This is a genomic window from Proteus faecis (assembly GCF_003144395.1).
Taxonomy (GTDB): Bacteria; Pseudomonadota; Gammaproteobacteria; order Enterobacterales; family Enterobacteriaceae; genus Proteus; species Proteus faecis.
Window position 1 is genome coordinate 352,794 of sequence record NZ_PENZ01000034.1, and the last position, 26,605, is coordinate 379,398.

Below are 26,605 nucleotides of genomic sequence, written 5' to 3' on the forward strand. Positions count from 1 at the left end.
TTATAAAATGAATATTTAAGACTGTTTTGACCAAATTTGGTAAAGTGTAGGGTGTGCTTCATCTTCGGTTTTTATCTGTATAAATTGCAGACCATCTTGTTGTTCTGGTGCCTTTCTTAATGCTTGAGCAATCGTAGAAGTCGATAATCCATAAGGCTTGGCATCTGCATCCGAATAAGCATAAAAAATCTTAGAAATCCCGGCCATACGCATTGCCGCAAGACACATTGGGCAAGGTTGTCCACTAGCATAAACAACACAATCATCTAACTTTGGCCGTCCTAATACCTTGCCTGCTTCCCGTAATGCTAATAATTCAGCATGCGCAGTAGGATCATTTGTCTCTATTATCTGATTAACCGCACTTGCAATCACTTGACCATTATTCACAATGACAGCACCAAATGGTCTTCCCCCTACTTTCACATTATCCAGAGCAAGCGAAATGGCTTGTTGTATAAACTGTTTATCTAACATTATTCTGCCCCCGCCTGTTTAAGAATATTAACGATGTTTGTATAACCTTTATCCTTTGCTAAGGTTAATGGTGTTTGACCTGAAGCATCGGCAAGGTTGACATTAGCGCCACCCTCTATAAGTAAAGTCACAATATCTTCATATTTTTGGCTACCATCACCTAAGATAATGGCTTCAATTAAAGCTGTCCAACCTAAACGATTAATATGATCAACATCTACACCCGCATCAATTAATGTTTTTACCGTTTTTACATGTCCTCGCTCAGAAGCTGGAATTAATGCTGTTCCACCATAACGATTCACACTTTTAAGAGAAGCGCCATGTGATAAAGTTAATTCTAAGATCTCCTGTAATCCTCTCGCTCCCGAATAAAGATAAGGTGAATCTTGAATCGCATCACGAGCATTAACATCGGCACCTTGTTCAATAAGATATTTTGCAACATCAATTTGGTTAGCATGTGTGGCAGCCATTAAAGGGGTGCGCAATTTTAGATCTCGCTGTTCTATATTCGCACCTTGTTCTATCTGACGCTTTAATTCAGATAAATTCCCTTCTTGTGCCAATGTAACTAAATATGCTTTATCAGAATTAGCCATCACTTTAACCATAAAGATAAATGAAATTATTAACAGGCTTGAGAAATATAAAAACCATTTAGCCTTTAGATAGAGAGTATTCATTCAATATCTCCTAGAAAATGCTAATTTTGGCTCACTTAATTAGCATACTATTTAAACTTATAATTATATCTAACAAAGCGATGACATTATTTCAACAAATCAATAGGTAATTAACTGCCTATCAAGTCATTTTTATACTTTTTTTACACTTCCCCAGTCTCTTTTATCAACATCTTTACAGACCTTTAAGTACGCTTACTGAATCTAAATAGATGAAGGATAGTTCTGATGTTGATATTCGGTGCTGTGACGTTAGTTGTTTTGCTCACTGCTTATCTTATCTATGTGTTATTTAACGCAGAGGCATTTTAAAAATGGCAACAACGATGTTGATATATCTTGCTGTTTTTCTGGTCACATTATTTGTGATAGGGAAAATGCTTGGACATTATTTAGCTCGCCTTATCGAAGGTGATTTACCTCATTGGATCACCCAAACTGAACATGTTATTTGGCGTTGTTGTGGTTTTAAGCCAGCAGGAAAAACCATCCAGCCAATGAGCTGGTATCACTATATGTTTGCCCTACTTATTTTTAATTTAATGGGTGCAATTCTATTATTTGTCATATTACTTAACCAAGGCTATTTACCTTTAAATCCTCAATTTGCTCCTAATATGAGTTGGGATTTAGCGTTAAATACCACAGTTAGTTTTATTACTAATACTAATTGGCAAGCTTACAGCGGAGAAACCGCAGTGAGTTATTTAAGTCAAATGACAGGGCTTGCAGTGCAAAACTTCTTATCTGCAACAACAGGCATAGCTGTCGCTTTTGTTTTAATTCGAGCGCTAACACAGTCATCTTGTACTTCATTAGGCAATGCTTGGGTTGATATCGGACGCATTACATTATATGTGCTACTCCCTTTATCAATTATTTGGTCTCTGTTATTCGTCAGCCAAGGCGTCATACAAAACTTTCACCCAGCAGTATTAAGCCAAGGCCTTGATGGGCAACAACAATGGTTGCCAATGGGACCTGTGGCATCTCAAGAAGCGATAAAACTATTGGGTACAAATGGTGGTGGCTATTTTGCGGCAAACTCTGCCCATCCTTATGAAAATCCAACATCATTAAGTAACTTTTTGCAGATACTTGCCATATTTCTTATTCCTACCGCCTTATGTTTTGCCTTTGGCCGTTTAAGTGGAACGCAACGCCAAGGTCATACGTTGCTTTGGACTATGACACTAATTTTTATTGTTGCTGTTACTGTTATCACGTGGGCTGAATGGCAAGGAAACCCAGAATTTATCTTTGCAGGTACAGATAGCTCGCTGAATATGGAAGGCAAAGAAACACGCTTTGGCATAATAGGTAGTGCTATTTTTGTTGCCGTCACAACAGCAGCATCTTGTGGCGCAGTTAATGCCATGCATGACTCATTAACGGCTTTAGGTGGCATGGTGCCAATGTGGCTAATGCAAACAGGAGAAGTGGTATTTGGTGGTGTAGGATCAGGGTTTTACGGCATGATCCTCTATGTATTATTAGCTGTGTTTATCGCTGGATTAATGGTTGGTCGAGCACCTGAATATCTGGGTAAAAAGATAGGTGTTGCCGAAATGAAATGGGTAGCCGTTGCTATTTTAATTTCTCCCGCCGTTATTTTATTAGGTACAACCCTCGCCTTATTTACCGATATTGGTCGTGAAGCCATTTTGAATCCAGGACCTCATGGTTTTAGTGAAGTGTTATATGCCTTTACTTCTGCGGCTAATAATAATGGTAGTGCTTTTGCAGGGCTTAACGCCAACTCACCCTTCTATAATTTATTATTAGGGCTTTCCATGTTGATTGGTCGCTTTGGTGTCATGTTACCTGTTTTAGCTATTGCAGGTAGTTTAGCCGTGAAAAAGCGTCAGCCAGAAAGTTTGGCAACACTCTCTACCACTTCACCGCTATTTATTTTGTTATTGATCCTCACAGTATTAATGATCGGCGCGTTGACTTTTGTTCCGGCATTAGCACTTGGCCCTATTGCAGAACACTTACAGCTGTTTTGGGCGAAATAAGGAAACGTATCATGAAAACAACCCAACTATTTGACAGAAAAACCGTGATATCGGCTTTCTTTGATGCAATAAAAAAATGCACACCTCAAGCACAATGGCGTAACCCTGTGATGTTTATTGTTTATGTTGGTGCGCTTTTAACGACCGGAATTTGGATTGCTTCGTTGTTAGGTTATCTCCCTGATGATAATCACTTTACTTTACAAGTGATGTTTTGGTTATGGGTAACATTGTTATTTGCCAATTTTGCTGAGTCATTGGCAGAAAGTCGAAGTAAAGCACAAGCTGCTAGCTTACGTGGCGCGAAACAACAATCCAAAGCGGTGCGTTTACATCACGCAGACATTAACGCCCCGAAAGAAACCGTTGACTCTTTTTCATTACATAAAGGTGATATTGTTTTAGTCAACGCCGGCGAAGCTATTCCTTGCGATGGTGAAGTAATAGAAGGTGGTGCCTCTGTTGATGAAAGTGCGATTACGGGCGAATCAGCGCCTGTGATCCGTGAATCAGGCGGTGACTTTTCTTCTGTAACGGGAGGAACGCGAGTATTGTCAGATTGGCTGATTATTCGTTGTACTGCTGAAGCAGGTAATTCATTTCTCGACCGCATGATTGGAATGGTAGAAGGTGCTAAGCGTAGAAAAACGCCGAATGAAGTTGCTTTAACTATCTTATTAACAGCACTGACACTTATTTTCTTATTGGCTTGTATCACCCTTTATCCATTTAGTGTTTTTGCGGTTGAGTTCCAAGGGCATGGTAATGTTATTTCTGTTGTCACTTTAATTGCTCTATTAGTGTGTCTTATTCCTACCACGATTGGCGGTTTACTTTCATCAATCGGTGTGGCTGGCATGAGCCGAATGCTTGATGCCAATGTAATTGCAACTAGTGGACGTGCTGTTGAAGCCGCAGGTGATGTTGATGTCTTACTGCTTGATAAAACAGGCACAATTACACTGGGCAATCGCCAAGCTTCTCGTTTTATCCCTCTTTCAGGTATTAGCGAAAAACAGCTTGCTGACGCAGCACAGCTAAGTTCGCTTGCAGATGAAACGCCGGAAGGCAGAAGCATCGTGATCCTCGCTAAACAGCGTTTTAATTTGCGTGAACGTGATTTAGCGTCAATTGGTGCTTCTTTTATTCCCTTCTCTGCAATGACAAGAATGAGTGGCGTTAATTTAGGAGATCGCTTGATCCGTAAAGGTTCCGTTGATGCTATTCGCCGCCATATTGAAGTCAGTCACGGCCATTTTCCCGATGAAGTCACCACGATAGTAGAACAAGTCGCCAGAACAGGTGGGACACCGCTGGTGGTCGTTGAAAATCAGAAAATCTTAGGTGTTGTTGAACTTAAAGATATTGTGAAAGGTGGAATAAAAGAACGCTTTGCTCAACTTCGCCAAATGGGTATAAAAACCGTGATGATCACGGGTGATAATCATCTTACGGCTGCAGCTATCGCAGCAGAATCTGGTGTGGATGATTTTCTGGCTGAAGCAACACCTGAGGCAAAATTAGCATTAATTCGTCAATATCAATCAGAAGGTCGATTAGTCGCAATGACAGGTGACGGTACTAATGATGCACCAGCCTTAGCACAAGCTGATGTTGCTGTTGCAATGAATTCAGGTACACAAGCTGCCAAAGAAGCGGGAAATATGGTTGATTTAGATTCTAATCCAACAAAACTGATCGAAGTTGTGCATATTGGTAAACAAATGCTAATGACACGAGGTGCGTTAACGACATTTAGTATTTCTAACGATATCGCCAAATATTTCGCCATTATTCCTGCTGCTTTCGCGGTCACCTACCCGCAACTCAACATGCTTAATGTCATGAACTTACATTCACCCGCATCTGCAATGCTATCTGCGGTTATTTTTAATGCCTTAATTATTGTCTTTTTGATCCCTCTGGCTCTTAAAGGCGTTCATTATCGTCCGGTTTCAGCACACTCATTATTGCGCCGTAACCTCTCTTTATACGGGATCAGCGGGTTATTAGTTCCTTTTATTGGCATTAAAATCATCGACATGATCTTAACGTTGATTGGTTTTTAAGGAGTTGTATATGCATCTATTTCGTTCATCATTAGTGATGTTATTATTACTCACACTAATAACTGGACTCGCCTATCCTTTACTTGTTACTGGATTAGCCAATCTTATTTTTCCATGGCAAGCTAACGGTTCACTGATTTATCAAGATAATAAACTGATTGGTTCTAAACTGATTGGGCAGCAATTTACGCGAGATGATTATTTTAAAAGTCGCCCATCAATGACGGCAGAAATGCCCTATAACAGTATGGCATCAGGTGCCAGCCAATTAGCTGCATCAAATCCATTACTTCTTAATGAGATAACTAAACGTATCCAAATATGGAAAAAAGAAACACATAATCAACACGTTGTTCCTGTTGATTTGGTCACGGCATCAGGAAGTGGACTTGATCCTCATATTTCCTTACAAGCCGCTTATTATCAAATTGAAAATATTGCATATTCTCGCAAACTCACTAAAAATGAAATTGAGCAATTAATAAAAGACAATACAACATCACCACTCATGTCATTTATGGGTGAACCTGTTGTGAATGTGTTTATGCTAAATCAGGCACTTGATAAGTTAAGTGCAGAAAAGCAGCAAAAAGTGAGTACTCAATAAAATGGAACTCGATCAGCAATGGCAACGTCCTTCACCCGATGATTTACTTGCTTCAACGCGAACAACAACTCGTGGACGACTAAAAATATTTTTTGGTGCTTGTGCGGGGGTTGGGAAAACTTACGCCATGTTGCAAGAAGCTCAACGTCTCCACCAGCAAGGTATTGATGTGCTTGCTGGTGTTGTTGAAACGCACCAAAGACAAGAAACGGCCGCGTTACTTCACGGGTTACCTTTATTGCCACCACAACGTATTCATCACCATGGTAGAAAGCTTGTAGCGTTTGATTTAGATGCCGCATTAGCTAGACATCCAGCGGTGATCTTAATGGATGAGCTGGCATTTAGTAATCCTCATAAATGTCGGCACCCTAAGCGTTGGCAAGATGTGGAAGAATTGTTGGATGCAGGTATTGATGTACTTGCCACAATAAATGTACAACACATCGAAAGCCTTAACGATATCGTGGGAAGTATTACAGGAATTCGTGTCCAAGAGACGATCCCTGATTATATTTTTGATAGTGCCGATGAAGTGGTTATGGTGGATTTACCACCTGATGATCTACAACAACGTTTACATGAAGGCAAAGTCTATCTAGCCGGACAAGCAGAACGAGCTATTGAACACTTTTTTCGTAAAGGTAATTTAATCGCGTTACGAGAATTAGCTTTACGCCGTATGGCAGATAGAGTTGATACACAAGTCAAAGAGTTTCGAGATAGTCAAGGAACGGCACCGGTTTGGCACACTACAGATAGTTTAATGGTATGTCTTGGCGCTCATGGCGGTAACGACAAATTAGTTCGCACAGCAGCGCGTTATGCTGCTGCTTTTGGCTGCCAATGGCATGCTATTTATGTTGAAACACCTAAGCTTCATCAAATTGGAGAGCATAAACGCAGAGCTATTTTGCACTCTTTAAAATTAGCACAACATCTAGGTGCAAGAACCGCGATCCTTTCTGATAACCAAGCTGAAAAGGCCGTGATCCGTTACGCTAGAGAGCATAATCTTGGAAAAGTGATTATTGGTCAACGTGCTTACCAGAAATGGCAATGGTTAAAACGCTGGATACGGATGCGTTTTGCAGAAAAATTAGCACGCTATGCACCTGATCTCCATGTTATCAGTGTTGCCCTCAATGATGAGGACATACGTTATAAAACTAAAGCAACGCCACTGCAAAATAATGAAAAATGGCGACAAGAAATAAGAGGCTATCTCACTGCGATTGGATTATGTTTAGCAATCACTTTATTTTCTCGCACATTTCTACTAGCACTTGATAAAGCTAATTTAGTGACACTCTATTTGTTGGGTGTTGTATTAATTGCCCTCTTTTTTGGCCGTCGCCCTTCTATTTTTGCGGCATTAATCAACGTTATTAGTTTTGACTTATTTTTTGTACAACCTCACTTTTCGCTGGCTGTACTCGACATGCAGTATTTGATCACTTTTACTGTGATGCTTATTGTCGGATTAGTGGTTGGTAATTTAACTGCGGGTATGCGTTATCAAACTCGTGTTGCACGTTATCGAGAACAGCGTACTCGCCACTTATTTGAAATGACAAGAGAACTGGGTCGAGCGGTAACGCTACAAGATGTTGTTCGTACCAGTTACCATTTTTTATCAAGTGCATTCGATGCCAAAGTTTGCTTGTTACTCCCCAACAAACAAGGTGAATTAACTCCTTTTCATGCGCAAGGTATGGAGCATTTACCTATTGATAATGCCATTGCACGCTGGTGTTGTGATAAAGACCAAATTGCAGGTGCAGGCACAGATACTCTACCAAGTGTGCCTTACCAATTACATCCAATTACCGCCTCTCAACAAGTTTTAGCTATTTTAGCGATTGAACCAAATAATCTTCGCCAACTACTTATCCCTGAACAACAGCAATTATTGCAAACTTTCAACGGTTTGATTGCTAATGCGCTTGAGCGATTACAACAGGCTGAAATTGCAGAACAATCTCGAATTAATATCGAACGAGAACAATTAAGAAATGCATTATTAGCCGCACTTTCTCATGACTTAAAAACACCGCTTACTGTGCTTTTTGGACAATCAGAAATTTTGCTTCTCGATTTAAGTGCTGAAGGTTCATCCCATACAGAGCAAGTCAACCAAATTCGACAGCAGATCCTTACAACCTCAAGATTAGTCAATAATTTACTTGATATGGCGCGTATTCAATCCGGTGGCATTCAAGTGAATTTACAATGGAATTCGCTACAAGAAATAACAGGAAGTGCCATTCGTTCTCTCTCTTATTTACTTGATAAACATCCATTACAAATTGATATTTCTGCTGATTTATTGCTTTATTGCGATGGTAATTTAATTGAACGAGTTATCACGAACTTACTTGAAAATGCAGTGAAATATACGACATCAAACACAAAACTCGGAGTAAAAGCCTATATTGAAGCTGCTAAGATTCATGTTGAAGTATGGGATGAAGGCCATGGGATCCCTACTGACCAACTACAACTTATTTTTAATAAATTTTCACGTGCAGTAAAAGAATCCGCAATTCCTGGTGTTGGATTAGGTTTAGCAATATGTAGCGCCATTATTCACTTACATGAAGGTGAAATTTGGGCTGAAAACAATAAAAAAGGTGGAGCAAGTTTCCACTTTGTTCTACCTTTAAAATCACTCCCTGATATTGATGAGATTGAAATAAAACAGTGACTCCATATAACATTTTAATTATTGAAGATGAAAAAGAGATCTTACGCTTTGTTCGACTCGCTTTAGAGAACGAAGGATTTCGTGTTTATGAAGCCAATGAATGTCAACGAGGACTAATTGAAGCAGCATCAAGAAAACCTGATTTAGTTATTCTTGATCTGGGTTTGCCTGATAAAGATGGCCTCTGTTTTATTCAGGATTTTCGCCAATGGAGTAGTACACCCGTTATCGTACTATCAGCGCGAGATTCAGAGCAAGATAAAGTGAAAGCACTTGATGCAGGAGCGGATGATTATCTGACGAAACCTTTTGGTATTAGTGAACTACTCGCCAGAATCAGAGCATCACTACGCCGTTTTGTTAAACAAGAAACACAAAGTACACAATTTACTTTTGGTGATATTACGATTGATTGGGTTAATCGTCTTGTTACTCGTCAAAATGAGCCCGTTCATTTAACGCCGACAGAATTTCGTTTGCTAAGTGAATTGGTTAATAACAGTGGTAAAGTACTTACTCAACGGCATTTAATGCAACACGTTTGGGGACCTAATTTCGTTGAACATAGTCACTATTTGCGTATTTATATGGGGCATTTACGCCAAAAACTAGAAACCGATCCCGCATGTCCGGTGCATTTAATGACAGAAACGGGGATCGGCTATCGATTTATGCCTTAACTAAGGCTATTGGAGAAGAAATAAGGTTAATCTATTAATTAATCCGTTTTCTTATTTATACAATATATACATGCTTAACCTGTGTAAGAGCTCACCTGACCATCAAGTAAAAGCTAATCTAAAATTTCAACAATAGCCGCACCCACCTTGGTATCATCCGAGTTAGTTACATTAACTCTGTAGTAGTAAAATGATCGTTCGGGTGCTTGAACAATAATCGTGTCATTAGGTTCAACCCAATATGTGGTATCGGGATAAAAAACATGTGATGGTGGTGCCCAGTAATTCACAACTTCTAATTTCGTTTCACCATTATTAGTAACAATTACACTTTTAGAAACTGTTGGAATGATAGGCTCAGCATCGTCCCATACTGTAACTGTTTCCAAAGGTTGAATCACATAATTAGTCGACATAATGCACCTCCTTAACTGTTTTTATATAGGCTGCTGACATATTGCATCGCAAGTTCATTATTATATATTGCTGAAATCGCTAACCCACACATTTGATGGCCAGATGATTGAATATATCCTGCAGCATCAGAGACCACATACATGGAGTTAATTGAAAATGGGCTGACTAAAGTGACTTCTTGCATAGAGTCATCATCAGGATGCTGACCTGCTACCATTGTATTATTAAGATTAGTGGTGAACTCAATTTGTGAAACAAAAGACTCCGATCTCACGGACACCTGATTAATAAACTCACCACCATCAACATTAATACTCATGGTGTTTTGTCCAACATTGAATGAGTCATTGTTATTTGGCGTCATACCCATTTCATATTGTTCATCAGACCCACTACAGGTAAACATTAACCCAGTAGTTCGATGTGACACGGACAGGTCTGTATAAACATCGATAAAATTAATATAGCCATCTGGATAAGATGTTGGCTCCTGATATAAAGATCCCAGGATGTTTGTAGAAGGCATCATTGAGTTATCAGCTACTTCAGCAAATGCCATAGGCACTGAGTAATTTTGCCCGTCTAGGCTTATAAGCTTATAGAAAGATCCTGCTGCCATGGCTGGAACGTAGTAATTTTCCAGCGGGGCTGGCGCATTATAGTCTTCATAATCCTCTGACCATAGTTCATTAAATAAAGACACACTTGTTCCATAATATAACTTCACACTAAAGTAGGTCTGTATGTTGTTAAGATAAGTACTGCCTATTGACGAATTTATTGGAGATAAATAACTCTTGGAGCATTGAACATCAGATTGAAGCAATGACTTTAATTGATTAACTTGATCTTGAGTTAATCCTAATTCATTAGAGTATTTAATCCCTTCAAGATATAAGGCAATTTTTAAATTCATAACAGCGACAAAAAGTGGAGCAAATGCATATTTGAAATTAGTCCCTTTTATTTTGAAGTTTTCTTCAATTCCAACTATATCTACAACCACTGTCATCAGTTCAGGGCCAGCCGTATCATACTGGGCATTAATTAACTGGTCATTGATAAATGATACTTTATCCTGAAGCTCGCTTACTGCGGCCACAAGGCGATCCCAGTCGTCCTCTTGAATATCTTCATTTATAAGGCTTTGAACTTCCTGTTTAATCGTACTCCATATATCTTCCTTATCTGTTGGCCATAAAAGGCCAAAAATGGTGCTTAGTACACCTCCGACAACTGGAATCTGACTGATACCATAATGTATTATCGCACCGATATCGGATAAACCATCATTAAGCTTAAGTGTAGATGACATATTTAACCTCTTAAATTATAGCAATGATAAAAAAACAGAATGAGTAACTTAATATGTTTTCTCTCTCGATTAGTTTCCGCCCTTGCCAGAAACTAATTAATTAAAAACCAATAAGAAAATCTTATCTTTTGTAGTGCGGATGTATATGACTTTTCAAAGGGAAATGTAATAAATTCAACGCAAGGCAAGGTTTCGCAAGTTATTTCTATAATTTTCTTATATTTCAGTGACTTTTCCTAAAAATAGTCTATGCTTTGTTCAGGCAGTCTCTTAGCATTAAATTGTCATCAGGGGCGCTGTTGGTTAACCAAAAACCCACCATCATTCTACTGTTCTCTTTAAGTATCACAAATTGACCTTCAGTTATTACATCACCATTAGGTTGTGATTCTAAGCGTGTATATCCGACTGTATGTCTATTATTTGATAAAACACCATCAGAATAAAAAACAAAATGCTGTTTACTTCTATCTATTGTTAAACCAGTATTATTCTCTAAAAACGTTGATGTCAAAATAACAAATAATTTATCTCTAATTGGTTTAACATCCATTATATCCTATGCAATTTTTTCTTCTTTATTAAATTTCCTTTCTCTTATTACTTTTTTTAATATTTTAATTGTTCTCATTAAACCAGCCTTATTAAAAATAAATTTAACTCAATCAATAAAAATATATAAATTATGTCATTAAAGTAATGGATAAAATCCTTTATTAATAAATTTTATTTAACGTCTTAATTTAAATAGATTATGTACCTTCTTGAATATTATTTATTGAAATCTCATCGTTAAGTAAAAACACCAACATTAGATAATTAAATTAATAAAAAACCTATTCCCTTCTATATTTAACAATAGAAGAAAATAGGTTAATTTATCGATTAATATTTAAATTTATTAGGCCATAGCCGAAATGGTTTTTCTAAAACGTAATAAAGCTAATGAAAAAAACACCGAACCAATAACAATTAAGATAATGAATTGAGGCCACACAATTGAGAAGTCAGCACCACGATATAAAATAGCCTGAGCTAAGCTAACAAAGTGTGTGGTTGGCATTGTTTGCATTACATCCTGTACAAACTGAGGCATACTTTCTCGTGATGTCATCCCTCCTGATAACATATTTAATGGCAACAATACCATAATCATCAATAAACCAAATTGAGGCATTGAACGAGCCATTGTTCCTAAAAAAATACCTATCGAGGTTGTTGCAAATAAACTTAAAGCAACACCACACATAAACAGTAGAACAGAGCCTTCGATAGGAACATGAAGTAAAGATTTCACGACTAATACCAGCGACATGGCTGATGCCAATAATACAACCAATCCCATTGACCATATCTTAGAAAGCATTATTTCAAAGGGAGTAACTGGCATAACCAGTAAGTGCTCTATAGTGCCATGCTCTCGTTCTCTTATTAATGCTGCTCCTGTTAATACTATCGATAACATGGTGATATTATTGATAATTGCCATAACTGAACCAAACCAAGATTGTGTCAGATTCGGGTTAAAACTCATCCTAACTTCCAAATCAACAGGCAGTGGATCGTTGCTTCTATTTTTCGCTAAAAAGGTTTTTGCTTCACCCATTACAATATTTTGAATATAGCTATTACCTAAGAAGGCTTGGCTCATTCTCGTTGCATCAATATTAACTTGTATTTCCGGTTTTCGACCCGCTAAGAGATCACGCTGAAAATTAGGCGGGATATCTAGTGCAAAGGTATAAGCGCCTCTATCTAACAAACCATCAATTTGCTCAGGTGTAATATCGGCAGGAGGTAAGAAGTAAGGCATATAAAAACTATTTACAATACGTGCGGATAACTGAGATTTATCCTGATCAGCAACGGCAATCGGCGCATGATGTAACGAACCGGGTGTAACAGTTGCAGATGAGTAAATTGACACAGTAAAAGCAAATACAATTAATGCCAGCATCGCTTTATCACGAGAGAGACTGCGCAGTTCTTTTACGCCTAAATTAAACACATTTTGAATTGTGCGCCACATTTAAGCCTCCTGCTTTTTTAAAAAAAAGACACTCAACGCAATAACTATTGGAATAGTGATAAGCAAAGGAATAAAAGACCAAGGTAAATCAAAAAGGTTTAATCCCTTAGAGAATGTCCCTCTGGAGATGGTTAAAAAGTGAGACGTAGGATAAATATGCCCTATCCATTTACCTGTACCTTCCAGTGACGAAACAGGGTCAATCATTCCTGAAAATTGTGTTGCTGGAATTAAGGTAATAATTGAAGTACCAAAAATAGCGGCAATCTGACTTTTCATAAAGCAAGAAATAAGTAATCCCATTCCTGTGGCAATAGTGATATAAAGTAATGCTCCTAAAGAGAGCGTTAACATACTCCCTTTAAAACTTACGCCAAACACAAAGACAGAAAGCGCACAGAGCATAAAGAAGTTAAACATGCCCAGTAAGATATAAGGAAATTGCTTACCTAACAAAAACTCTGCTTTAGTGACAGGTGTAACATAAAGATTGATAATCGAGCCAAGCTCTTTTTCACGCACCACACTCAATGCACTTAACATTGCGGGGATCATCATTAATAAAAGAGGAATAACTGCAGGTACAATAGCCGGTAAACTTTTTACATCAGGGTTATAGCGATAGCGGGTTTCTATATTAATGGGTGACAATTTATCAACCACACTAGTTGGTTGGCGCATAGCCATATCAAGCATCCATGTTAAATGCATTGCCTGAATATAACCACGAACAGTTTCAGCCCGATTAGGCATTGCACCATCAATCCAAACACCTATTTTCACAGTGTGACCTTTGGCAACATCCCGCGCAAAATTAGGTGGGATTTCAATCGCAACCGTAATATCACCACTACGCAGTCGCTTTTCCAGTTGCTCATAATCGGTGATGGGCGCCTTTTCAATAAAATATCGAGAGCCTGAAAGATTTTGACTATATGCCTGACTTAACCCTGTTTTATCTCGATCCATAATACCAAAGCGTAAATTTTCAACATCTAAACTAATACCGTACCCCATAATAAACATCAGGATCACTGTACCTAATAGTGCTAAAGTAAGACGTACCGGATCTCGGCGTAACTCCATGCCTTCACGAATACTATAACTAAATAAACGCCGTAAACTGAATCTTTGTTTTAATGCTTTTTCCGCACTTTCATCACTAGATGCAGGAAGTTGTAGGCTTTTTTCATTAAGTTCAGGAGCTTCTTGTTCACCCGATGCCTTTTTAAGGTAATCAATAAAGACTTCTTCAAGTGTATCAAATTGGCTATTTTTAACTAAATTTGCCGGCGTATCTGTGACTAATACTTTACCCGCATGCATGAGTGACATTCGGTCACAACGTGCCGCTTCATTCATAAAGTGAGTTGAGATAAAAATAGTGACACCGTCACGTCTAGATAGGTCAACCATCAAATTCCAGAACATATCTCGCGCAATGGGATCAACCCCAGAAGTCGGTTCATCCAATATCAACATTTCAGGTTTATGGATAACAGCAACTGCGAGTGACAAACGCTGACGAATACCTAATGGCAACCCATCGGGCATCATTTCTTCAACATCAGTTAAATTAAAACGCTCACTCATTTCCTTAACACGTTGGGGAATTTCTTCTTCTGGAATATGAAAAAGCTTGGCGTGTAATTCAAGATTCTGCCGTACAGTCAATTCACTATAAAGTGAAAATGCTTGAGACATATAGCCAACACGGCGACGAGTTTCAATATCTTTAGGATCAACTTCTTGACCAAATAACCAAGCTCGCCCTTCGCTCGCTTCAAGTAAACCTGTCAGCATTTTCATTGTGGTTGATTTACCACAACCATTCGATCCTAAAAATCCAAAAATTTCTCCTTTAGGAATACGAAAGCTTACATGGTCTACTGCAACAAATTGCCCAAAACGCATAGTTAAATCTTGCGCTTCAATCGCAATGGTATCATCGTCACTTTTATCTCTTGGTGGGATAATCACTTTTTGGTGATCTTTCTTTTTTTCTTCTGGCAATAATTCGATAAAGGCAGCTTCTAGTTCATCAGTATGAGTTTGGGCTTTTAATTCATCAGCGTGACCTGTTGCTAATATTTTTCCTGCATCCATTGCAACCAACCAATCAAAACGCTCCGCTTCTTCCATATAAGCGGTCGCAACTAACACGCTCATATTTTTTTGGCGTTTACGTATACGATTAATTAATTCCCAAAATTGTGCTCGCGATAATGGGTCAACGCCAGTAGTCGGTTCATCAAGAATAAGTAATTCTGGATCATGAATAAGCGCACAACATAAACCCAATTTTTGTTTCATCCCCCCAGAGAGTTTACCCGCAGGTCTATCACGGAATGGGGCTAAACCCGTACTTTCAAGTAAGTCATTTATGCGTTCTGCCCGTTCTTGCTTTGATTGACCAAATAAACGGCCAAAGAAATCAACATTTTCAAAAACAGAAAGCGTGTGATAAAGGTTTTTACCTAATCCTTGAGGCATATAAGCAATACGAGGACAGACGGCTCTTCGGTGTTCAACATCATTCATATCACCGTTTAACACAATGACTTGTCCAGTTTGGATTTCTCTCGCACCAGAAATAAGCGAGATCAAGCTCGATTTCCCTACACCATCTGGGCCAATTAATCCGACCATTTTTCCAGCAGGAATAACCAATGTCACATCATCAAGCGCTTTGGTATCGCCATAATGTTGGGATACATGAGTCAATTCAATGATATGAGAATGGTTTTGCGTTCTCATTGTTTGACTCATTGCGGTAATTTCACCTCTAAATCAGTTGGCCATGATTGGCTATTATCTAAGCGAATATAAGCACGACCAGGTAAACCTGTTTTTACATATTCAAGGTGTTTTTCAAGTAATTCAGGCGCAATACGAGCTCTTACACGGAACATAAGTTTTAATCGTTCATTATCAGTTTCAACAGTTTTCGGGGTAAATTGAGCGACACTAGCAACGTAGGTTGTTTTTGCAGGAATAACAATATGAGGGGCTGCATCTAAAATAATATGAACGTCACTTCCTAATGCCGCTTTACCAGCAGCTTCTGTTGGCAAAAAGAAAGTCATATAAACATCACTAAGATCAACCATATTTAACACACGACCGCCAGCACCTAAAACTTCACCGGGCTCTGCGACACGGTATTGAACTCGACCATTACGCGGTGCCTTTAAAATACTGTCATCTAATTCGGCCAAAATGCGTCTTTCGGTTGCCGTTGCTGCATCTACTTTTGTCTTAGCTTGAATGATCCCCGCTTTAGCCGATTCTATTGCTGCAATGGTGGCGGTTTCTTGAGCTTTAGCCGCTTCAACCGCAGCTCTTGCTCCTTCTGTTCTTGCAATATCATCATCTAATTGTTGAATAGAAATAGCATTTGTTTTTACTAATGCACGAGAACGATTAAGTCTTTTTTGTGCTGCATCAAGCTCAGCAATACGTTGACGAACAACAGCTTGGGCTGCAAGTTGTTCACTTTTACGTTGTGATAATGCAGATTGTGCAGTAACCACACTGCTTTTTGCTTGGTTTAATTGAGCTTGCACTTCATGAAGTTGTTCTTTAAGTGTTCGAGTATCCATGTTTGCTAACACTTCACCCGCTTTAACAAAATCACCTTCTTGAACTAAAATAGTGTCTATTCTTCCTGGACTCTTCGTTGAAATATCAATTTCTGTTGCTTCTATTCTCCCATTACTTTGAGCAAATCCTGAAGGAAGTGTTGGCGCTTGAGATTTCCACCAAAAAATTCCCGCGGCAACAACCGCGACAATAATGATGCTATAAACAAAAAAACGACTCTTGTTTTGATTTTTCATATAAATTATTTAACCTTCCTTTAGCCATAAAAGAACACCAAAAAATATGTTTATCCACTGTATGTAAGAAAATAGTTAAATAATGAGACGTATTAATTTTTTATTTTATATCTATTTAAAAATAGTTCATTTGTGTTGATAAAGCTAACGAACTCACTATAAAAAAATAAAATATTAAATGCTAACCTTATGAATTATAAATGTTATGTTATTATAATAGAGCTTTAACTCAAATTAATGTAGTACTTTTATCACAGAATCCATCATCTATTTTTGATTATTCGAGGAAACACACAAATTGTATATAGAAAACTAAATTTAGTTACATTAAAATACAAATGAAACAATAACAAAACGTTACCAACGATAAATCAATATTAAAGATTACTTAGTTTTTTTATAAACATTTCAACACAAAATAGATTTATTTCCCTATTTAACATTATTATAATTTTATTTATTATATAATTGGGTGAATTTTATTTTTTTAAATTTCATCATATAAAATAAAAACAAAAAGTAAAAACAACAATATTATTTTGTTTTTTAAAAAATATTATTAACTACATTTTATATTTATTCCCTTCATTAAACCAAGAAATACAAAAAGAACACAACGTATTGATTTTCATTTTAAAATTGATAAAAAAAAGCAGACTATAACACAATAAATACCGATAAATTAAAAAGAAAATTAAGTGTTCAGACCACTTATGTCTTAAACTTTTTATATAGTGATTATTGCAGTTAGTTATCAAAGTACGTAGATGTAATTAATTAGAGTTTAAGATCAAGATCGTAAAATCCATATGATAATACCGCGTTAATTTTAATTAAAAAAGAAGGGTTATATATGAATAATATTAAGTATAAACTCGCCACAATGACACTTTGCACCCTGTTTACTACCTCTGTTTTTGCAAATAACGCTCCTCCTATTCGCCTTGTAATTCATGGTGGTGCCGGGACAATCACTAAAGACACCATCACGCCAGAACAAGAAAAAGAATATAAAGAAAAACTAACTGAAGCATTAAATGCTGGATATGCTGTTCTAAATAGTGGAGGAACCAGTATAGAAGCAGTTCAAAAATCGATTAATATCATGGAAGATTCACCATTATTTAATGCGGGGAAAGGTGCCGTTTTTACCCATGATGGTCGTAATGAACTTGATGCTTCCATTATGGATGGTAAAACCCGCAAAGCTGGCGCTGTTGCAGGTGTAACTACAATTAAAAATCCAATTAATGCTGCCATAGCTGTGATGGAAAAAAGCCCACATGTTATGATGGTTTCTACTGGTGCTGATCTTTTTGCTAAAGAACAAGGACTTACTATTGTTGAACCTTCCTATTTTAGAACTGAACATCGTTGGCAACAGCTTCAAAAAGCAATAGAAAAAGAACAAGTCGTTTTAGACCATGATGGCAAAACGGCCGCTCTTTTTGTTGCTCCTATGATGTACGATTATAAATATGGCACCGTTGGTGCAGTTGCTCTTGACCAACATGGCAACTTAGCAGCGGGAACTTCTACGGGAGGAATGACAAACAAGCGTTATGGCCGAGTTGGTGATTCCCCAATTATTGGGGCGGGTAATTATGCTGATAATGAAACTGTTGCTGTATCTGCAACAGGATCTGGTGAAATGTTTATCAGAACATTAACTGCCTTCAATATTGCAGCCCAAGTTAAATATAAAAATTTACCTTTAGAAGAAGCTGCTCAAAATGCACTTGATGAAGTTAAAGCGATCAATGGTAGTGGTGGTGTTATCGTATTAGATAAAACAGGTAACTACACAATGAGTTTTAATTCTGAAGGTATGTATCGTGGCACAATTGGTAATGATGGAAAACCTGTTGTCGCAATTTATAAAGAGTAATTTAACTAGCCATTGATTATTTCGCACCCAATTTTTACTGTTATCTTCATTATTTTTAAATCGATAAAAGGTGAAAATATTTGGGTGCGAAAACGATCTAAACGCCTTTTATCCCTTCTTATTCCCCACTCTTTTTCTTAACGCCATTTACCCTATTTTTTTCTCAATCCAATTTGACTATTATTCACACTAGAAAAGCTCACATAGCAACCTTATTGATGACAAAACAAACAAGATCATCTCTACTTATTAAAATGATCCTTTGAAAAAGTAGCTTTTTTCTTTTTTGGATCTGTTAGAATATTCATCATGGTTATGTTGATTTAATAAGGAAATAGCAGTGGAATTTCACCATGACGATCAGGACTTAACACCTGAAACATCGCTAGTTTTGCCGGAAAAACAAGCATTATTGGATTTGAATACAACATTCACCTCGCCTGCTCATACTAATCCAGCAATGGCTTATTTAATGAGTTTAGGTTCAAAACGTAGTCGTCAAACAATGGGATCGTTTCTCACTATTGTTGCTAAGATGATCGGGTTTTCTTCTCTTAAAAATTGCCAATGGGGAGCACTTCGTCGTCATCATATTCAAGCCATTATTGATATGTTGTCCGATGCTAATAAAGCCCCCGCCACTATCAATACTTATCTCGCTGCATTAAAAGGTGTCGCTTTAGAAGCTTGGGCAATGAAACAAATGGATACTGAAAGTTATCAGCATATCCGCCAAGTTAAATCAGTAAGAGGAAGTCGATTACCTAAAGGCCGTGCACTAACTAGCAACGAAATCCGTGCATTATTTAGAAGTTGTGAAAAAGACAATTCATCGAAAGGTTTAAGAGACGCCGCAATATTAAGCGTGCTATTAGGTTGTGGATTACGTCGTTCAGAAATTGTGGCTCTAAATTACGAGCATATTCAGTTTCGTGATCAAGCTTTTCTTGTTAGAGGTAAAGGTAATAAAGAGCGCATGTCTTATATGCCAGATGATACTTGGGATCGTGTTCAATTATGGATTGATGAAATAAGAGGAACTCAAAATGGTGCCCTTTTTACTCGAATTCGTCGGTTCGATGATGTTACTGATGAGCGAATAACAGACCAAGCCATTTACTATATTTTAGAAATACGCCAACAAGAAAGTGGTATTGATAAATTTGCTCCTCATGATTTAAGAAGAACATTTGCTTCTGCAATGCTTGATAATGGTGAGGATATCGTCACCGTAAAAGATGCCATGGGACATGCCAGCATTATGACAACTCAGCGTTATGATAGACGTGGAGATGATCGACTAAGAAAAGCAGCTAGGCATTTACGTTTTTAGTTTTTATTCTGAAATAATACCCATTTAATAAATTAAAATGGGTATTTAAATTAAGCTTATTTTTTTTAAATACTATTTTGTTACAGTTTATCTGAACGGTGGCTCATTAAATGTTCTTAATTTACGCGAGTGTAAATTACTCTCTTCTTGTTTAAGTAATTCAATGGCTTGAATACCAATTTGCAGATGTTCGGATACCGCCCCTTCATAAAAATGATTAGCCTGACCCGGTAATTTAATTTCACCATGCAATGGTTTATCTGATACACACAATAAAGTGCCATAAGGAACGCGAAAACGATAACCTTGTGCAGCAATTGTGGCACTTTCCATATCAACAGCAACGGCGCGACTTAAGTTAAATCTTCTTGCAGAAACCGAAAAACGTAATTCCCAGTTGCGATCATCCGTTGTAACAACAGTTCCTGTTCTTAATCTCTGTTTTATTTCATGCCCTGGTTTACCGCTGATCATTTTCGTCGCATCATAAAGTGCACGTTGTACTTCAGCAATATTTGGAATAGGAATATCAGGAGGTAAAACATCATCTAAAATATGATCATCACGTAAATAAGCATGAGCCAAAACGTAATCACCAAGTTGTTGGCTTTCACGTAATCCACCACAATGACCAATCATTAACCAAACATGAGGACGTAAAACAGCCAGATGATCACAAATTGTCTTAGCATTTGAAGGGCCAACACCAATATTAACTAATGTTATTCCGGGACCTTCTTTAGCTATTAGATGATAGGCTGGCATTTGGTATTTCTTCCAAGTTAAATCAGATATTAACTTTTCAGGATCAACAGTTTCGGCTGTAATTCGCTGAAACCCAGCACAGGAAAGTGCACAATATGGGCTATTTTTATCCGCAACTTGATCGCAAGCCCAACGAACAAATTCATCAACATAACGATTATAATTCGTATATAAAATATAGGGTTGTACATCTTCAGGTAATGTACCTGTATAATGTTTTAAACGCGCTAACGAGAAATCAGTACGTAATGCATCAAAATGAGAAAGTGGCAACATTTCCCTATCACAAATTAAACCGTCGGTAATTTCATCACCGATTTTAGATAAATCAGTTGTTGGAAAATATTTTGCTAAAGAGGCACTCATTTTTCTATCAAAACCAATACCTGTTCCATCAATCACAAAAGGATAAGGAATTTCTTGCTTTGAAGCGCTGACTTCAAAAGTGGCATGGTAAGCATCAGCAATAAGTTGTAGTTGTTCTGACAGGTAATTTTCAAATAAAGCCGGATTAGTAATCGTGGTAGAATAATTACCTGATTTTGATAATCGACCATAAGCTCGTGTTTTATCTTCTGTTTTAACTTCACCATACCAATGTACAGTTAATTGGGGGTAAGCAAATATTCCTTCCGCTCTTTGTTTTATATCTGGTAATTTTCCATCTTGGGCATAATCAATAATTGCATTGCGTAATGCATCTACAGCATTTTGATATTGTTGTTTTAATTCATTAATAATTTTTTGAATTTCTGGATTATGAGGTTGTGACATAAAAGAGCCTCTTATTTATTATTGGTTTATAACCATAATAGCAAGAAGCTTCTCTATGCCATAGTGCTAAATATTTAGATAGGAATATTCATAATAACTTTTCTGTGGATCTACGCTGATATTTTGATTTTTAACATTATAGGTAAAAACTAATTGTATATTTTCTTCTAAAAGAGGTATGCTCTTAGAGGGATCAAGTTCCTGATAAACATCATTTTCATCCAATATATTAAAAACCTCTGCTGAATTAGACGGCTTATTGAGTGCATTATCACATAAAAAATGCAATAAATTAATTTTACTTTTGGTATAAAATGTTAGACCTTGATTTATATATTTAGAAAAAAAAGAATCAGCATTTTTTTTACCTAACTCCTCTTTTTCGTTTAATGTTTTTTTATTAGATACAGTAATTACTAGGTTTTCATCTTTATCTTTATCAATCATTATTGTAGATTTTCCATCAATCGGAGAAAAACCCAATAAAAATAAAGGATCTATACCATGAAAAGAATCTTTTACTATATTGAATACACCTTGAGATATTAAATTATAAATGATAATCTTTTTATCAGAATCTACATTTTTAAATTCTCCTTCTATTTCTTTTAAGCCGTTATTCATCAAATTTAACTTTAGACATTCAATTTTATTTTCTTTAGTCTCTTCATCTTCATTACTTTCAGAAAAAGCTTTTATCTTTGATTTAATTATATTTTTGTCAATTAACTCTTTACCCAATAGATGATAATCCATTCTTAATAAATCTTTATGAAGTGTATTAGTAATTTCTCCAAGCGTTACATTTTTAATTAAATTATTTAAATTTGGTATAAACTCATTGGTATTAACCTTTAACCTATCAGTCTTTTTTTCAAGATATTTTATATTTTCACTATAGAAAATAGATTCATCGATAACTTCAGCATTTATTTTTCTTTTCATTTCATTAATAATGGATTTCATTACATTGGCTTTTGTCTTCTCTTTATCAATGTTATCTATATTTATCATTCCTTTTTCGTCAAAATAATTAGTATTTTCTTTATTAATGAGTTCTAATATTAAGTATTTAAATACCTCATTATCTAACTCGCTAGTTTTAGGTAACTTTATCTCAATAAGGTTTTCTTGTATTTTTTTTATTTTTTCTATTTCTATTATATCTTCTTCTTTAGTAAATTCATATTTAACATCCACTTTACCAATAGATAAGCACAGTAAATCATCTACTACTTCTATTTTAAAATCATCACTTGAATTATTATTTTTTGATAATTCTTTCATAGCCTTAAAACTTTCTATTCTTTGATATAAATTTGGTTCTTTATTAATAAAAACATCTTTAATTAAAGATAATATTTTTTCTTTTTCTTCAATATTACCGATATGGAAGAATTTTTGTATTTTTTCCCATATCGTTAATGCTGCAGATACTTTATCAGTTTTTTTTATTTTTTCTATTTTTTGATTTGTAATCTCCACACCACCTACATTTACTTTCATATTTATCCTGTATCCCTTTTTCTTTATTTTATAAAAAGGATAATTTTGAACTAAAAAAATAGATATAAAAAAAACACCTTTAAATTAAGAAATTTATTTCTATTAAATAAAAATTTAAATTGCTAATATACTCAATATGATAGGCAATGTTATTACTGCAAATATCGTTTGAGATGTAATAATCCCTGCCATGAGTTCAGAGTCCCCACCTAATTGTCTGGTTAGAATATAAGACGTGGGTGCCGTTGGTATCGAAAAGAAAATAACCAAAAGCATCATGACTAACGGAGACAAAGCTAAAAAATAAGCAACGCTATATGCTACTATCGGTACAATAAGTAAACGAGTAACAGTATTAATACTAATCATTTTGCTCTCGGCTTTTAGCGTCGAAAGATGTAATGCAGCACCTATACAAATAAGCCCCAAAGGTAAACTGGTTGCTGATAACAACTTGAGAAATTGATCACTACCAAAAGGAAGACCAATTCCTGATAGATTTATTATGATCCCAAGAATACAAGAGATAATTAAAGGGTTTTTTATGATAGGCAATGCTAGTTGACGCAATGTCACATTTTGCCCAACGGTTAAACAAAGTACTGAAGTGACATTTGATAGAGGAACCAATGTTGCTAATATCAATGCGGCTATTCCTAGACCTTCAACACCAAATAAATCAGCGACAATAGCTAAACCTAAATAAGTGTTAAATCGAATATTGCCTTGAACGATCGCACCAAAGCGGCCAGCAGACCAGCCTGTTATTTTTTTCAAAATAATACACAAAATAGTAACAATAATGACTACAGAAAAAATAGCTCCTGCAAGATGAGGTAATTGAGGATCAGATAAAGGAGCATTTGCTAAACTATTGATCAATAAGGCAGGAAAAAGTAAAAAATAGTTAAGCTTTTCAGCTCCTACCCAAAATGCTGGTTCAAACGTTTTATTTTTTCTTAAAATTGCACCGAGCGCAATTAACGCAAATAACGGCCATAACGTTAATAACACATTTTGCATAGTATTTATCCTAGAGATATCATGATACTTTACAATATCGCAACATCATGCGGATTGCTATTTTATGTTATTAATATAAAAGCTAATTCAAAAAATGATAAAAATAAATTTATACCGCATTTTAAGTATAGCTTTTTTATTATTAGCCTATCACAAAACATCTTTTCAAGATGGTTAAAATATAGACGACTAATCTAAATCAATACACATGCGGTAACAATGTAAATTTGCTTTCGCTAAATCAGAATAATAATCACGTTCTTCTAATACTTTAAAGTCTTGCTTTAAATAAAATGATACTGCATTAGGTGTTGCATCTAAAAATAACTTGGATTGCCCTCTCTTAATTGCTTCATATTTCAATTGTTTTAAAATGAGTCCTGCAAATCCCTTTCCCATGTATTCAGGTAATGTGAAAATAGCTTCAGCAAAACCGGTTTTAACATCTAAAAAACCCGAAGCAACAGGAATATTGTATTCTTGGTAATCAATCACATAAAATGGATTACCAATAATAGCCTGCCGATATCCTTCAGGCATTTCATCAGGGGTCCAAGCAGCTAAAATCTCAGATGGATAAACATTCTTACAACCAAATCGCAGTGCTTGATTGCGTAAATACCACAATCTTTTAGCTTCCTGTGGTTCAGCGAGTCTAAGTTGAATCATACTCATTTCCATCTTATTTATTGGGTTCAATAGCTTTAAATTAGTAAAGTAATTTATTCTAATAATACTGTTTAACCATTTATCTATTATTATTTTCTTTCTCTTTTTAGTCTTTATTGATGTCAACTTTATAGGCTGATGGTGCAAGCAAGGCGATCAACCCTGCTATTAATAAAATAGAAAGTAATACCATTAACATAAATGGTGCATTAAATAATAAATATGGTGTTAATAAAATAGGACTAACTGTTAAAACAAGTGAAATAATAACAGGATAGCTTATACCTATATCTCTTATTCGTTGAGATAAAATAAGTGTAAATATGTAGATTTGTATTATTAAAAATACTATTTCTATTAAGCCATATGGTGTGAAAGAAAATAAGTAGTAAAAATTATTTTCAGTGATTAATTCTACTTTATCAGGATAAAGTGATATATACCATCGATATGCTAAGTTTTCTGCAATAGAAAATAAAATTGTCCAAGCAATTTCTAGGCCTAAAAAAGAAAGTCTCCCACGCCGTTGTTGTTTCCATTGATAAGCAAGTTTAGCTTGCATAATAAATCCCTTCATTTTTAAATAGTAACTTTATAGTTTTTATCATAATACACTTATGTCATCATCTAATGAAAGCACAAAAATACCTTCAATTTTTGATAGTTAATGTGATAATTCTCTCTCAATACTTTTTTTATTTAACTAAAATATAAAATACATAAGGAGTTACGATGCTATCTATTCAGACAACCCGTTTTGCCCTTCTTCGTTAAAAATCAATTTATTACTTAACAAGAAGGGCTTTAAATATGAATTATAAAAAAGTCGATTTAGAACAATGGAATAGAAAAGAACATTTCTTACATTATCGACACAACCTACAGTGTGGCTTTAGTTTAACCACTAAAATAGATATTACTGTCTTAAAAACAGTATTAGATAAAAATAATTTTAAGTTTTATCCGGTAATGATCTATTTAATTGCCAAAACCGTTAATAGCTATCCTGAGTCTAGAATGGCGATCAAGGATAATGAATTAGTTATTTGGGATTACATCAACCCGGCATACACTATTTTTCATCCTAAAACGGAGACTTTCTCTGAGTTATGGAGTGAGTACTTTGAGGATTGGCATTCTTTTTCACAAGGATACAATCAAGATTATCAAGAATATCAAGATAATCTGAGTCTATCCGCAAAATCTAATTTCCCCGAAAATCATTTCTGCATTTCGATGATCCCATGGGTAAGCTTTGATGGATTTAATCTAAATGTAGCTAATGTAAAAGATTATTTTCCTCCTATTTTTACTATGGGAAAATACACCCATCAGAGTGGCAAGTTTTTATTACCAATATCCATTCAAGTGCACCATGCTACATGTGATGGTTTCCATATAGCTAGAATGATCAATAAACTCCAAGAGTTATGTGATGAATTTTTAGGCTAAAGAATAGAGATCTTCGATAAGTAAAAAGTGTGAAATAGAAAAAGCATCTCAATAGAGATGCTTTTTACAAACAATATTAGTAATAATACTAATAGCTAATTTTTAATTCTGATTTACTTATTTTGCACTGGTGCGAATCAAGTAATCAAATGCGCTAAGTGAAGCGTTTTATACTAACTTAATATACTGATATAAAAGGATTTAGTCAGCGTAAATGTCCACATATTGACCACACTTCGGAAAGCCTCTTGAAAGAGAGGCTTTATATTTTGCTTATTTTTCAATGGGTGGAAGTGTTTTTAGCCTGCTCACTTAATAAATCAATAGCTGTGAACTAGATTTTGTTTTGAC

22 protein-coding genes are annotated in these 26,605 nt (G+C 35.9%); 9 read left to right on the top strand and 13 right to left on the bottom strand.

Annotation, left to right across the window (positions count from 1 at the left end; translation table 11 throughout):
- Positions 1 to 15 precede the first annotated feature (15 nt).
- Together DK858_RS11210 and DK858_RS11215 are read right to left on the bottom strand one after the other, a co-directional pair.
- Positions 16 to 477, bottom strand: a complete 462-nt coding sequence (locus tag DK858_RS11210; RefSeq protein WP_109397469.1) for a nucleoside deaminase — start codon at positions 475 to 477, stop codon at positions 16 to 18.
- Positions 477 to 1,163, bottom strand: coding sequence for an ankyrin repeat domain-containing protein (locus DK858_RS11215; protein ID WP_109397470.1), 687 nt, complete (start codon positions 1,161 to 1,163; stop codon positions 477 to 479). The genes DK858_RS11210 and DK858_RS11215 overlap by 1 nt, the downstream gene beginning before the upstream one ends.
- A 228-nt stretch (positions 1,164 to 1,391) precedes the next feature.
- On the opposite strand from DK858_RS11215, the gene DK858_RS18510 reads away from it, so the two are divergent.
- Genes DK858_RS18510 through kdpE form a run of 6 tightly spaced genes read left to right on the top strand, consistent with a single transcriptional unit; the run spans position 1,392 to position 9,244 of the window.
- A complete protein-coding gene (locus DK858_RS18510; RefSeq protein ID WP_100158289.1) occupies positions 1,392 to 1,475 on the top strand; it encodes a potassium-transporting ATPase subunit F in 84 nt (27 codons plus the stop codon).
- Between the two features lie 2 nt (positions 1,476 to 1,477).
- The gene (gene kdpA, locus DK858_RS11225) at positions 1,478 to 3,181 is read left to right on the top strand and encodes a potassium-transporting ATPase subunit KdpA (protein WP_109397471.1); all 1,704 of its coding nucleotides are present in this window, start codon (positions 1,478 to 1,480) and stop codon (positions 3,179 to 3,181) included.
- Positions 3,182 to 3,192: 11 nt separating this feature from the next.
- Entirely contained in the window at positions 3,193 to 5,250 is a 2,058-nt protein-coding gene (kdpB, locus tag DK858_RS11230) for a potassium-transporting ATPase subunit KdpB (RefSeq protein WP_109397472.1), read from the top strand.
- 10 nt (positions 5,251 to 5,260) lie between these two features.
- A complete protein-coding gene (gene kdpC / locus DK858_RS11235) occupies positions 5,261 to 5,857 on the top strand; it encodes a potassium-transporting ATPase subunit KdpC (RefSeq protein ID WP_109397473.1) in 597 nt (198 codons plus the stop codon).
- A 1-nt stretch (position 5,858) separates the two neighbouring features.
- Complete coding sequence (kdpD, locus tag DK858_RS11240) at positions 5,859 to 8,564, top strand: two-component system sensor histidine kinase KdpD (protein WP_109397474.1); 2,706 nt, start codon at positions 5,859 to 5,861, stop codon at positions 8,562 to 8,564.
- A complete protein-coding gene (kdpE, locus tag DK858_RS11245) occupies positions 8,561 to 9,244 on the top strand; it encodes a two-component system response regulator KdpE (protein WP_109397475.1) in 684 nt (227 codons plus the stop codon). The genes kdpD and kdpE overlap by 4 nt, the downstream gene beginning before the upstream one ends.
- 113 nt (positions 9,245 to 9,357) lie before the next feature.
- On the opposite strand, the gene DK858_RS11250 is transcribed toward kdpE, so the two are convergent.
- The 6 genes from DK858_RS11250 to DK858_RS11275 form a co-directional block, all read right to left on the bottom strand.
- Complete coding sequence (locus DK858_RS11250; RefSeq protein WP_109397476.1) at positions 9,358 to 9,660, bottom strand: hypothetical protein; 303 nt, start codon at positions 9,658 to 9,660, stop codon at positions 9,358 to 9,360.
- Between the two features lie 11 nt (positions 9,661 to 9,671).
- Positions 9,672 to 10,976, bottom strand: a complete 1,305-nt coding sequence (locus DK858_RS11255) for an insecticidal delta-endotoxin Cry8Ea1 family protein (protein ID WP_109397477.1) — start codon at positions 10,974 to 10,976, stop codon at positions 9,672 to 9,674.
- A gap of 247 nt (positions 10,977 to 11,223) precedes the next feature.
- On the bottom strand, positions 11,224 to 11,529 hold the full coding sequence (locus DK858_RS11260; RefSeq protein ID WP_109397478.1) for a hypothetical protein: 306 nt from the start codon (positions 11,527 to 11,529) through the stop codon (positions 11,224 to 11,226).
- Between the two features lie 348 nt (positions 11,530 to 11,877).
- Positions 11,878 to 13,005, bottom strand: coding sequence for an ABC transporter permease (locus DK858_RS11265; protein ID WP_109397479.1), 1,128 nt, complete (start codon positions 13,003 to 13,005; stop codon positions 11,878 to 11,880).
- Positions 13,006 to 15,762: a ribosome-associated ATPase/putative transporter RbbA gene (rbbA, locus tag DK858_RS11270; RefSeq protein WP_194294847.1), complete on the bottom strand. Its 2,757-nt coding sequence runs from the start codon at positions 15,760 to 15,762 to the stop codon at positions 13,006 to 13,008.
- A gap of 8 nt (positions 15,763 to 15,770) precedes the next feature.
- A complete protein-coding gene (locus DK858_RS11275; protein ID WP_109397481.1) occupies positions 15,771 to 16,844 on the bottom strand; it encodes an HlyD family secretion protein in 1,074 nt (357 codons plus the stop codon).
- An 853-nt stretch (positions 16,845 to 17,697) separates the two neighbouring features.
- Here DK858_RS11275 and DK858_RS11280 point away from each other — a divergent pair.
- Both DK858_RS11280 and DK858_RS11285 read left to right on the top strand, forming a co-directional pair.
- Positions 17,698 to 18,732, top strand: coding sequence for an isoaspartyl peptidase/L-asparaginase family protein (locus DK858_RS11280; RefSeq protein ID WP_109397482.1), 1,035 nt, complete (start codon positions 17,698 to 17,700; stop codon positions 18,730 to 18,732).
- 340 nt (positions 18,733 to 19,072) lie between these two features.
- Entirely contained in the window at positions 19,073 to 20,065 is a 993-nt protein-coding gene (locus DK858_RS11285; RefSeq protein ID WP_109397483.1) for a tyrosine-type recombinase/integrase, read from the top strand.
- An 87-nt stretch (positions 20,066 to 20,152) separates the two neighbouring features.
- Here DK858_RS11285 and DK858_RS11290 read toward each other — a convergent pair whose 3' ends face one another.
- The 5 genes from DK858_RS11290 to DK858_RS11310 form a co-directional block, all read right to left on the bottom strand.
- Positions 20,153 to 21,604: an AMP nucleosidase gene (locus DK858_RS11290; RefSeq protein WP_109397484.1), complete on the bottom strand. Its 1,452-nt coding sequence runs from the start codon at positions 21,602 to 21,604 to the stop codon at positions 20,153 to 20,155.
- 66 nt (positions 21,605 to 21,670) lie between these two features.
- The gene (locus tag DK858_RS11295; protein WP_162556669.1) at positions 21,671 to 23,110 is read right to left on the bottom strand and encodes a hypothetical protein; all 1,440 of its coding nucleotides are present in this window, start codon (positions 23,108 to 23,110) and stop codon (positions 21,671 to 21,673) included.
- A gap of 114 nt (positions 23,111 to 23,224) precedes the next feature.
- Positions 23,225 to 24,133 (bottom strand): AEC family transporter, encoded by a 909-nt coding sequence (locus tag DK858_RS11300; protein ID WP_109397486.1) that lies wholly within the window; start codon positions 24,131 to 24,133, stop codon positions 23,225 to 23,227.
- Positions 24,134 to 24,322: 189 nt separating this feature from the next.
- A complete protein-coding gene (locus tag DK858_RS11305) occupies positions 24,323 to 24,808 on the bottom strand; it encodes a GNAT family N-acetyltransferase (protein WP_109397487.1) in 486 nt (161 codons plus the stop codon).
- 100 nt (positions 24,809 to 24,908) lie between these two features.
- Positions 24,909 to 25,364, bottom strand: coding sequence for a hypothetical protein (locus DK858_RS11310; protein WP_109397488.1), 456 nt, complete (start codon positions 25,362 to 25,364; stop codon positions 24,909 to 24,911).
- A gap of 248 nt (positions 25,365 to 25,612) precedes the next feature.
- Between DK858_RS11310 and catA the strand changes: the two genes are divergently transcribed.
- Positions 25,613 to 26,254, top strand: coding sequence for a type A chloramphenicol O-acetyltransferase (gene catA / locus DK858_RS11315; RefSeq protein ID WP_109397489.1), 642 nt, complete (start codon positions 25,613 to 25,615; stop codon positions 26,252 to 26,254).
- Positions 26,255 to 26,605 lie beyond the last annotated feature (351 nt).